The organism is Micromonospora sp. CB01531, from assembly GCF_001905095.1.
Classification (GTDB): domain Bacteria; phylum Actinomycetota; class Actinomycetes; order Mycobacteriales; family Micromonosporaceae; genus Micromonospora.
In genome coordinates, this window is record NZ_LWLS01000130.1 from 17,608 (window position 1) to 28,077 (window position 10,470).

The following is a 10,470-nucleotide window of genomic DNA, read 5'->3' on the forward strand; positions in this document are numbered from 1 at the left end:
AGGAGGGCGATCATGTCGGAGAACATGAGCGAGCTGTCCAGGCGAAGACTTCTCCAATTAACGGCTGTCACCGGCGCGGGCCTCCTTCTCGCTGCCTGCGACGTGGGCGGAGGCAGCGACACCGGCACCGGCGCTGACAGCGGCGCGGCAGGCAACGGCGAAGGTCAGATCAAGGCCCTGTTCATGAAGCAGGCCGGCTACTCCGAAGACGACATCCGCGCGATGACCGACGAGTTCCAGAAGAAGTATCCGAAGATCAAGGTCGAGCCGTCCTTCGTGGCCTACGAGGCGCTGCACGACAAGATCGTCGCGGCGGCCCCCGCCAGCACCTTCGACGTGGTGCTGATCGACGTGATCTGGCCGGCCGAGTTCGGCAGCAAACGCATCGTCACCGACGTGACCGACCAGTTCCCGGCGGAGTGGAAGAGCGACATGCTCGGCGGCGCGCTCGCCACGGCCGCCTACCGCGACCGCTACTACGGTGTGCCGTGGATCCTCGACACGAAGTACTTCTTCTACAACACCGACATGCTCAGCAGGGCCGGCGTCGACCCGGCCAGCCTGTCCACCTGGGACGGAGTCCTCACCGCCGCCCAGACCCTCAAGGCCAAGAAGATCGTCGACCATCCGCTGATCTGGAGCTGGAAGCAGGCCGAGGCGCTGGTCTGCGACTACACCCAGCTCGTGGGCGCCTTCGGCGGCAAGTTCCTGTCCGACGACGGAAAGTCGATCGCTTTCAACACTGGCGGCGGCCTGCAGGCGCTGGAGTTCATGAAGCGGACCCTCGACACGAAGCTCACCAACCCCAACTCGGTCGAGTCGCTGGAGGAGGACGTCCGCAAGATCTTCTCCGACGGCCAGGCGGCCATGGCGCTCAACTGGACCTACATGTTCAACGCTGCCAACGACCCCCAGCAGTCGAAGATCTCCGGCAAGGTCGGTGTGGCGACCACCCCGTCGGGGCCGGCCAGCGCCCCGGGCGTCAACGGCTCGATGGCCCTGTCGGTCAGCTCCGGCAGCAGGAACCAGAAGGCGGCCTGGACGTACATCAGCTACATCACCAGCGCCGGGGTGCAGGACAAGTACGCCAAGAGCTCATTGCCCTGCTGGACGAAGTCGTACGACGACCCGACCGTGGCGTCCACCCTGCCGCAGGTCGTACCGGTGGCCAAGAAACAGCTCGCCAACCTCATCGCCCGACCCCAGGTGCCCCGCTACAACGAGATCAGCCAGATCCTGCAGGCCGAACTGCAGAACGCCCTGCTCAACCGAAAGCCGCCGAAGAAGGCCCTGGACGACGCCGCCGAACAAGCCCGTACCTTGCTCGCATGAGCGCCGCGCCACCGGCGCGCCCGGCACCCACGCCACCGGCCACCCGGCCAGCCCGGCCGGCGCGCCGGAGGCCGTTCGCGCGGCGCGCCGGCGGCGGCCAGACCCGACTGGCGCTGCTCCTGCTCCTACCCGCGGCGCTCGTCGTCTTCGGCGTGGTCCTGTACCCGGCCGGACGCGCCCTGGTCATCTCGTTCTACGACGTCGACAGCCCGTTCCCCGGCCGGTATCCGTTCGTCGGCCTACGCAACTACACCGAGATCCTGGCCGACGACCGCCTGTGGGCGGCGGTCGGACATACCACCTACTTCACCCTCGTCTCCACCGCGCTCGAGCTGGTCCTCGGGCTCGGGCTGGCCCAGCTGCTCGCCGCGCCGATCCGGCTGCGCTGGCTGTTCCGCGCGATCGTGATCCTGCCCTGGGCGCTGCCGACCATCGTCAACGGCGCGATGTGGCGGTGGATCCTCAACGCCCAGTACGGCGTGGCCAACGCGCTGCTCACCCAGCTGCACCTGCAGGGCGATTACCGGTCGTGGCTCGGCAACGACCCGTTCCTCGCCCTCAACATGGTGGTCGTGGCCGATGTCTGGAAGAACACCTCCCTGGTGGCGTTCTTCCTGCTGGCCGGGTTGCAGACGATCCCCCGCGGGCTCTACGAGGCGGCGCGGGTCGACGGCGCCGGTCCGATCCGCGCCTTCTTCCGGATCACGCTGCCGCTGCTGGTGCCGAACATCGCCCTGGTGCTGGTGCTGCGCACCATCGAGGCGTTCAAGGTCTTCGACATCGTCTACGTGATGACCGGCGGCGGGCCCGCGAGCGGCACGCAGACGATCACGTTCTTCACCTACCTTCAGGCGTTCTCCGCGCAGCGGTTCAGCTCGGGTGCGTCGCTGGCGTACCTGACCGTCGTCGCGATTCTCCTGCTGGCCCTGCTCTACCTGCGGCTGCTACGCCAGAGCGAGCTGATGTCACCGTGAGAGCGAGCCTGCGCTACCGCGTCTTCATCCACCTGGCCGCGCTCGCCACGTCCGTGGTGATCCTCGCGCCGTTCGCCTGGCTGCTCTACTCCTCGTTCGTCGGCCAGACCGACCTGGTCTCCCGGCCGATGCGCTGGCTGCCCGAACACGTCACCCTCGACCGCTACCGGGAGATCTTCGCCGGTGGCGGCACCGGCGCCGGCGCGGCGTTCCGCAGCGCGATGGTCAACAGCTTCCTGGTGGCGGGCGGCACGGTCGTCATCTCGCTCGTCGTCGGGGTGCTGGGCGGCTACGCCCTGGCCCGGCTGCGGTTCCCGCTGCGCCGCACGACGCTGCTGTCGTTCCTGGTCACCTACATGCTGCCGCCGATCGCGCTGATCATCCCGCTGTACCTGCTCATGTCGCGCTTCGGGCTGCTCGACACGCGCACCGGGCTGATCGTCGTCTACTGCTCCCTGGCCACCCCGTTCGCCCTGTGGAACATGAGCACCTTCTTCGGTTCGCTGCCGGTGGAGCTCGAGGAGGCGGCCCGGGTCGACGGTTGCAGCCGCCTCGGCGCCCTCGTCCGGGTGATGCTGCCGCTGTCCAAGCCCGGCATCCTGGCGACCGCCCTGTACGCGTTCCTGTTGTGCTGGGACGAGTTCCTCTACTCGCTGATCTTCACCTCGACCAGCCAGGCCAAGACGGTCCCGGTGGCGATCGCCGAGTTCACCGGGCGCAACGCCGTGGACTTCGGCCTCATCGCCGCCGGCGGCGTACTCGCCGCGTTGCCGCCGGTGGTGCTGGCGGTGGTGTTCCAGCGTTACCTCATCGGTGGCCTGGCCTCCGGGGCGGTGAAGGGTTGACCCTCCCCTACCTTGACGGCGTGCGGGCGCAGCCGGAGAACCTGCGACGGTCGGCGGCGGCGGTGCGGGCGGCGCTGGCCGGCCCGGCGGGCGCCCAGGCCGCCGCGGCGTCCCGGTGGGGCAACCTGGTGGCCTTCGGGATGGGCGCCAGTGCCCACGCCGCCGCCGGTTTCGCCGCCGCCCTGCGCGCCGCCGGCCTGCCGGCGACCTCGGCGAGCGCCGCCGACCTGCGCGACGGGATACCGCCCGGGTTCGCCGCCACCTTCCTGGGCGTCAGCCAGTCGGGGCGGAGCCGGGAGACGGTGGCGGCGCTCGCCGCCGTGCCGGCCGGGCCCGCCGCCCGGCTCGCCCTGACCAATCGGCCGGACAGCCCGCTCGGCGCGATCGCCGACACCGTCGTAGCCCTCGGCTGCACCGAGGACAGCGCAGTGTCGACGCTCAGCTACACGGCGACCCTGCAGGCGCTCGGCCTGCTCGCCGAGCGGATCAGCGGCGGCTCCCGGACGGACTGGGACCGGCTGCCGGGCCTGGCCGCGGAGGTGCTCGACTTCGACCCCGAGCCGCTGGCGTCCGCGTTGGCCGACGCCGGCTGCGTCGACGTCGTGGCCTGCGGGGTACGCGTGGCGACGGCCGGTGCCGCCGCCCTGCTCCTGCGGGAGGCCGCCCACCTGCCCACCGCCGGCTTCACCACTCGCGAATACCTGCACGGTCCGCTGGAGGCCGCCGGGCCGGGCCGGGCGGTGCTGCTGTTCGGCGCGGGCCGCGAGCTCTCCCTCGCCGTCGACCTCGCCGGTTACGGCGCGCAGGTCGTCGTGGTCACCGACGCCGACGTCGACCTGCCCGCGCAGGACGGCCTGCTGGTGGTGCGGCTGCCGCGGCTGGCCGGTCTCGGCGGCTGCGTACTCGACATCCTGCTGGTGCAGCTCGCCGCGCACGTCCTGGCACAGCGGGCCGGCCGGCCGGTCGAGCCGCGTTACATGCCGGCCGACACGAAGCTTCCGGCTGGGTGAAGTAAAGCGGGGGACGGCGCCGGCCGCCCCCGCTTTCACCCGTCGTTACGGCACCGGAATCGACGACGTGGGGATGTTGTAACCCCGAACGCGCAGGTAGGGCGCCTGCCCGCCGAGGTCGCTGGTCTGGTAGCTCGCGGTGACGCTGGTCGACTCCCCGGGCCACAGGGACACGTAGTTGTCGGTGTAGTTCACCGGCAGCACCTCGTTGCCCCCGTTGCCGGCCGTGATCTCCGGCCGCAGGAAGAACGCGATGTTCGTCGGGCTGTTGTTGGTCAGCCGGATGGTGGCGGTCTCCTGCCCGCCGGAGGCGGTCCGGGTCACGCTGGCCGCCAGGTTGGGGTTCGACGGCAGGCTGTTGAGCCCGGTGAGGTTGGCGTACGTCTTGACCGAGGTCATGTACCAGTTCTTCTTGTTGCCCAGCGCGTCGGCCTGGGTGGAGTACCAGTAGAGGTTGTTGCTGACCACTGCGCCGGTGGTGTCCTTGAGCTGCAGCCGGATGAAGTAGGTCGCGGACAGGCCGGTCAGCGCCGGGAGGGTGAGGACCTGCGTGGACGCGTTCGCCGCCGCGGTGACCGGCACCGTCGTCGTGTACGCCTGCGTCAGGTTCGGGATGTTGTACACGCTGGCCGTGGCGGTGAGCCCGCTGCGTGCGCTCAGGGTGGAGTTGACCGCGTACACGTTGCGGGTCTTGTAGTCGTAGGCGATGTGGACCGGCTCGTTGGCCTTCTTGCTACCGAAGTAGCCGCCGCCGGGCTTGAAGTAGTAGTCGTACAGGTTCCAGTGCACCGCCGGCCAGGCGTTGTTGAGCATCCAGAAGATGACCCCGAACGACTGGCTGTACTCGTGCGAGTTCCACGCCTCGAAGAACGACCTCGTGTTCTCGTAGTTCTGCAGCTCCGACTTGCGGGAGTAGTCCTCGGCGCTGGTGGTGCTGCCGTACCGCTTGTTCACGCCGTCGGTGAAGACCTGGATGTTGTCGAAGACGCTCCTGGGTTTGCCGGCGTGGTAGTTCCAGGTGGTCCCGATCGGCCACAGCTCCGCGGCGGGGATGAACTTCTGCAGGCTCTCCAGCGGCGGCGGCGCCTCGGTGCCCTGCTCGCCGGTGGTGCCGAACGCGCTGCCGGACTGGGCGGGGCTGTCCCACCACAGCACCGGCGGCTCCCACTTGTACGGGCCGTCCATCTTCATGCCGGCGTTGGCGTTCGACCACGTCGCCACGTTGTCCACCGTCGGGTTCTGCCAGTGCAGCCGGGCCGCCGTGTTCTTGTACATGGTCAGGTGGGCGGCGGTCGGCGGCTGGTCGCTGCCGTAGTTCCACATGAACGGGCTGGCGTGGGCGCGCAACGCCCGCAGCTGGCTCTCCAGCGACGCGTTGGCCACCTGCTGCTGCTCGGCTGTCCAGGTGCTGTCGTTCTCCCACGCGCTACAGCAGACGAAACCCGGCATGATCATGACACCGGCCCGGTCGGCCAGGTCGTAGAGTTCCTCGTTGCCGAGAGTGCCCTCCAGGCGGATGGTGTTGAGGCCCATGTCCTTGACGTACTGGACGTGCGTGGCGTTGGTCCTGGTGTCCCACCGCTGCAGCATGTCCCACATGTAGCCCCCGCCGCGGAAAAAGATTTTCTGCCCGTTGACCTGGTAGCCGACGAACGAGGTGCCGTTGACGGTGGTCCGGTAGTCGGTGAACTGGCGGACGCCGAAGTTGATCGACTTGGTGTCCGACGTGGCGCCGGCCACCGTCGCCGACGTGGCGAGCTGGTAGAGCTCCGGGCTGCCGTACTGGTAGGGCCACCACAGGGCGGGGTTGGCCACGTGCAGCTGCGGATAGCTCGCCGGGTCGAAGGTGACCTCGCGGCGCTCGTTGGCGGCCAGCGTGACGGCCTGGCTGACCGAGATGGTGGGATAGCCGGCCTTGGTGATCGTGGCGCTGACCGTCGCGGTGACCGGGGCGTTGGTCGCGTTGAGGGCGTCGACGTAGACGGTGAGGTCGGCGGCGTTGGTCGCGGGCAACGGCAGCACCGTCCTGACGTACGGGTCCCGCAACGCCACCGGGCCGGTGGTGTCCAGCAGCGTCCTGCCCCAGAGCCCGGCGTTCATGTCGGGCGCCTCCGGGTTCCAGTCCACCGTGCAGAAGGACAGGTCCTTGCAGTCGTGGGCCGGCGGGGTGACCAGGATCGCCAACGCATTGGACGCGCCGGGCCGGATCAGGTTCGTCACGTTGTACTCGTGCACGACCATCGTGCCGACCGCGTTGGCGTCGAGCTGGGTGCCGTTGAGCCAGATCTGAGCCCGGTAGCTGATCCCCTTGAAGCGCAGCCAGTACGCCTGGTCCGCGGTCGCGGCCGAGGCGGTGAACTGTCCCCGGAACCACCAGTTCTGACCGGTCAGGTCGGGCACCGACTGCAGGTTCCTACCGAAGTAGATGTTCTGGTAGACGTTGTTGGCGACCAGCCCGGCCAGGACGGTCGACGGGAGCGAGACCGGGCTCCAGCCCGTGGTGCTGTAGCCGACCTGGGAGATGGTCGCGCCCGGGTCGGTGACGTTGGTGGCTGACCGCAACGCCCAGCCTGTCGACAGTTCGGTCGAGCCCACGGTGGCGGCGCTCGCGCTCGGCACGTGCACGAGCCCGACGCTCGCCACGAGGGCCAGGGTCGCGAGCAGCGTGCCGAGCAGTCGGCGGTTCAGCAGGCGAGGTCGGTCGATGATGAGGCGCGATGACATGGGTGGTGGCCTCCTCGATCTGATCAAGGCGGTGTGCCGCGCGGTGCGCGGCGGCTAGGAGCCGGTGGGCCAGGACACCTGGGTGGAGTGGTAGTAGTTGATCCCCATGACGCGCCAGCGCGGGCCCTGGGCGCCGAGCCGCTGCTGGAAGGACGTCCAGTCATGGGTGCTGGCCGGCGACCAGCCCAGCTCGGCGATCGCCGGCAGGCGCGGGAAGGCCATGTACTCGACGTCGGCGAGCGTCTCGATCGTCTCCGTCCACAGCGGCGCCTCGACCCCGAGCACCGACGTCTCTCCGACTCCGGAGAGATAGGCGCCCGGGTCCCAGCCGTACGCGTCCTGCACCTCGATGAAGCCGGCCCACCGCTGGCCCAGCCGGGTGCGGGAGTTGTACTTCATGTCGAGGTAGCTGCGGTTGGCCGGCGACATGATGATCTTGATGCCGTTCCCGGCGGCAGCCGCCACCGCGGCGTGGGAGGTCGTGGTCCCCCAGTACTGGGCGACGGTGGACGGCAGCACCGGGGCGTTGACTATGTCGTGCCAGCCGACGACGGACTTGCCGTGCCCGGCGACGATCTGCTGCGCGCGGTTCATGAAGGTGGCGTAGTCGGCGGCGGTGGTGGAGCTGGCCTCGTCGCCGCCGATGTGCAGGTAGGGCCCGGGAGTCAGCGCGGCTAGCTCACCCAGGACCTGATCGATGAACGTGTACGTGAGCTCCTTGCTCACGCAGAGCGAGCTGAAGCCGACCTTGGTGCCGGTGTAGAGCTTCGGCGCCACACCGTCACAGTTCAGTTCCGCGTACGAGGCGAGCGCCGCGTTGGTGTGACCCGGCATGTCGATCTCGGGGACGACCATGACGTACCGGGCGGCGGCATACGCGACGATCTGCCGGTATTCGTCCTGGGTGTAGTACCCGCCGGTACCGCCGCCGACCTGGGTGCTCCCGCCGTAGACGGCGAGGTTGGGCCAACTGTTGACGGCGATGCGCCAGCCCTGGTCGTCGGAGAGGTGCAGGTGCAGCCGGTTCACCTTGTAGAGGGCGATCTCGTCGATGTACCGCTTGACCACCGCGACCGGGAGGAAGTGCCGTGCGACGTCGAGCATCGCGCCGCGGTGGGCGAAGCGCGGATGGTCGACGATGCGCCCGCCGGCCACCTCCCACGGCCCGGGCTGCACCGTCGCGCTCTCGACGGTAGGGGGCAGCAGCTGACGCAGGGTCTGGACGCCGGCGAACAGACCCGCCGGCTGGTTGGCGCGTACCGCGATCGACGCGGTCGTGACGTCCAACTGGTAGCCCTCGTTGCCGACGCTCGCCGGCGCCCCGGACAGCAGCAGCGCGATGCCGTCCGTCGGGGTGGGGCTCGATGCGTCGACGACCGGCATCGGATAGCCGGTGGAGCGGCGCAGGATGGCGGCGAGTTGGCCGGCGACGTCCGCGACAGCCGGTGAACCGGGCTCGGTGTAGATCGCCGTGGCCGCGGTGACCCGGTAGGTGACGCCGGTGGCCGGGGTGGCGGTGACCGGCGCCGGCACGACGGAGGCCAACGAGACGGCGGCCGCGGCGGGAGTCGCGGGGGCGGCCGGAGCGACCCCGCTGCCGACCAGGGCGAGGATGACGGTGGTGAGCAGACGTACGCCGCCGATGGTCATGACTGCCTCCGGAGCCCAGCGATGCCGCAGGAAGCGCGCGCGACGCTCACCGCACATCGACCTTCGTCGCTAGCAGTCAAGGTAGCCGCCATCTATTAATAAGGCAAGCTACCTAACAAATATCGGCCCACCCCTCTCCGTGAAGACCGGCTGCCTCCTCAGTGGGCACGCGAACGGTGCATCGTCAAGGGTTGCGGCGGCGCTGGTTGCGGACCCGGCGCTCCTCCCCCGCCACGAGCGCCTGGATTTGGCGCATGGTCGCGTCCGGCGCCAGGATCGCCTCCCGCCAGCGGTCCAGCGTCCTGGTCAGGTCCCACACCGTCGCTCGCAGCTCCTGCAGCTCCCGTTGGGATGTCGCCAGCTCCTCTCGGACGGCCAGCGCCTCGTTCTCCAGTTCGGTGAGCCGGGTCCGCAACGGCTGTACCAGGGCCAGGGCCGGGTCGGTCAGCGCCCCCGCCGTGTCGGCCTTCAACGTGGCCTAGCGAGGAATGCCGGTCCCTTCAGGGCCGGGAGGAATCGCGTCACGAGCTTGGACGTTGGTGGTTTTCGATGTACTCGCGGATGACGGTGAGGGGTGGCCCACCGCACGATCCGGCGAAGTACGACGGTGACCACAGGTGGCCGTGTGTGATGTGCTGGTTGATCTGGGCGGTGAATTCCTGCCGCAGGTAGTGCGTGGAGACGCCTTTGAGCCGGTTGACCAGGGTTGAGATCGGTAGTTTCGGTGGGTAGTGGACGAGGAGGTGGACGTGGTCGTCTTCGCCGTTGAACTCCCGCAACTCCGCGCCGAGCTTGGCGCACACGTCAGCCATGATCTGCCCGCACCGGGTGAGCATGGCGTCGTTGAGTACGTCCCGCCGATATTTGGTGACGAAGACAAGATGCACGTGCAGGTTGTATACGACGCTGCGGCCTCGGCGAACATTCGGGTCTGGGGTCCATCGGGGTGACATAGGCCAAACGGTATACTGTGGACGTGAAACTGGTCGTGCAGGTGCGCCTGTTCCCTGACGCCAGCCAGGAGGCGGCGTTGCGGGACACACTGAGCCTGTGCAACGAGGCCGCGAATCTGGCGTCGGTTGAGGCGTTCCAGCGGCGGGTCTATGGGAAGCAGGCGTTGCAGCGACTTACCTACGGGCGGCTGAAAGCGATGGGGTTGTCGGCTCAGCCGGCGATCCACGTCGCCCGCAAGGTCTCCGGCGCGTACGCCACCCTGAAGGCCAACATCCGTGCCGGCAACCTCGGTAAGCCCGGGTCGAAGCGTCGACGTAAGGCTGAGGGGAAGCCGGTCGGGTTCCGCCGGGACGCCGCGCAGCCATTCGACGACCGGTGCCTGTCCTGGCAGATGCGCTCTCGCACGGTCTCTATCTGGACCACTGCGGGGCGGCAGGCCGGTATCCGATTCGGCTGCTCCGAGCAGCAGCACGCCACGCTGGCCGCCCACCGCAAGGGCGAGTCCGACCTGGTGCACCGCGACGGCAAGTGGTACCTGTACGCCACGTGCGATATTCCTGACATGGGGGTGAAGGAGCCTAACGGGTTCCTCGGTGTGGACCTGGGCATCGCGAACATCGCCACCACCAACGACGGCACCCGACACAGCGGCAAGGGTTTGAACCGGGTGCGGCATCGTAACCAGCGGCTGCGGGCCAAACTCCAGCGCATCGGCACCAAATCGGCCAAGCGGCTGTTGAAGGCCCGCCGCCGCAGGGAAGCCCGGTTCGCGGCTGACACCAACCATCGCATCGCCAAGCAGATCGTGACCGAGGCCGAACGCACCGGCCGCGGGATTGCCCTGGAGAACCTCACGGGCATCCGCGACCGGGTACGGCTCCGACGGCCCCAGCGGGTCACTCTGCACTCGTGGGCGTTCCACCAACTCGGCCAGTTCATCGCCTACAAAGCCGCCCGGGCCGGGCTGGCCCTCGTCCACGT

At 68.9% G+C, this 10,470-nt stretch carries 9 protein-coding genes; 5 read left to right on the plus strand and 4 right to left on the minus strand.

Going from position 1 to position 10,470, the window contains the following annotated elements:
* The first annotated feature begins 12 nt into the window (after nucleotides 1–12).
* The 4 genes from A6A27_RS39425 to A6A27_RS39440 are packed head-to-tail and all read left to right on the plus strand — an operon-like array spanning nucleotide 13 to nucleotide 4,161.
* On the plus strand, nucleotides 13–1,332 hold the full coding sequence (locus A6A27_RS39425) for an extracellular solute-binding protein (RefSeq protein ID WP_143194419.1): 1,320 nt from the start codon (nucleotides 13–15) through the stop codon (nucleotides 1,330–1,332).
* Nucleotides 1,329–2,306: a carbohydrate ABC transporter permease gene (locus tag A6A27_RS39430; RefSeq protein WP_073839767.1), complete on the plus strand. Its 978-nt coding sequence runs from the start codon at nucleotides 1,329–1,331 to the stop codon at nucleotides 2,304–2,306. Before A6A27_RS39425 ends, A6A27_RS39430 begins: the two co-directional genes overlap by 4 nt.
* Nucleotides 2,303–3,151: a carbohydrate ABC transporter permease gene (locus A6A27_RS39435; protein WP_073839768.1), complete on the plus strand. Its 849-nt coding sequence runs from the start codon at nucleotides 2,303–2,305 to the stop codon at nucleotides 3,149–3,151. Before A6A27_RS39430 ends, A6A27_RS39435 begins: the two co-directional genes overlap by 4 nt.
* 20 nt (nucleotides 3,152–3,171) lie before the next feature.
* Nucleotides 3,172–4,161 (plus strand): SIS domain-containing protein, encoded by a 990-nt coding sequence (locus A6A27_RS39440; RefSeq protein WP_073839769.1) that lies wholly within the window; start codon nucleotides 3,172–3,174, stop codon nucleotides 4,159–4,161.
* Between the two features lie 45 nt (nucleotides 4,162–4,206).
* Here A6A27_RS39440 and A6A27_RS39445 read toward each other — a convergent pair whose 3' ends face one another.
* The 4 genes from A6A27_RS39445 to tnpA all read right to left on the minus strand — a co-directional run bounded on the left by A6A27_RS39445 (nucleotide 4,207) and on the right by tnpA (nucleotide 9,488).
* Nucleotides 4,207–6,885, minus strand: a complete 2,679-nt coding sequence (locus A6A27_RS39445) for a glycoside hydrolase family 2 protein (RefSeq protein ID WP_073839770.1) — start codon at nucleotides 6,883–6,885, stop codon at nucleotides 4,207–4,209.
* A gap of 54 nt (nucleotides 6,886–6,939) precedes the next feature.
* On the minus strand, nucleotides 6,940–8,535 hold the full coding sequence (locus tag A6A27_RS39450; RefSeq protein WP_073839771.1) for a beta-N-acetylhexosaminidase: 1,596 nt from the start codon (nucleotides 8,533–8,535) through the stop codon (nucleotides 6,940–6,942).
* 184 nt (nucleotides 8,536–8,719) lie between these two features.
* A complete protein-coding gene (locus A6A27_RS43955) occupies nucleotides 8,720–9,007 on the minus strand; it encodes a hypothetical protein (RefSeq protein WP_073839772.1) in 288 nt (95 codons plus the stop codon).
* A 49-nt stretch (nucleotides 9,008–9,056) separates the two neighbouring features.
* A complete protein-coding gene (tnpA, locus tag A6A27_RS39460) occupies nucleotides 9,057–9,488 on the minus strand; it encodes an IS200/IS605 family transposase (protein ID WP_073839773.1) in 432 nt (143 codons plus the stop codon).
* A gap of 23 nt (nucleotides 9,489–9,511) precedes the next feature.
* Here tnpA and A6A27_RS39465 point away from each other — a divergent pair.
* On the plus strand, nucleotides 9,512–10,470 hold a 959-nt coding region (locus A6A27_RS39465), incomplete at its 3' end, for an RNA-guided endonuclease TnpB family protein (RefSeq protein ID WP_073839774.1).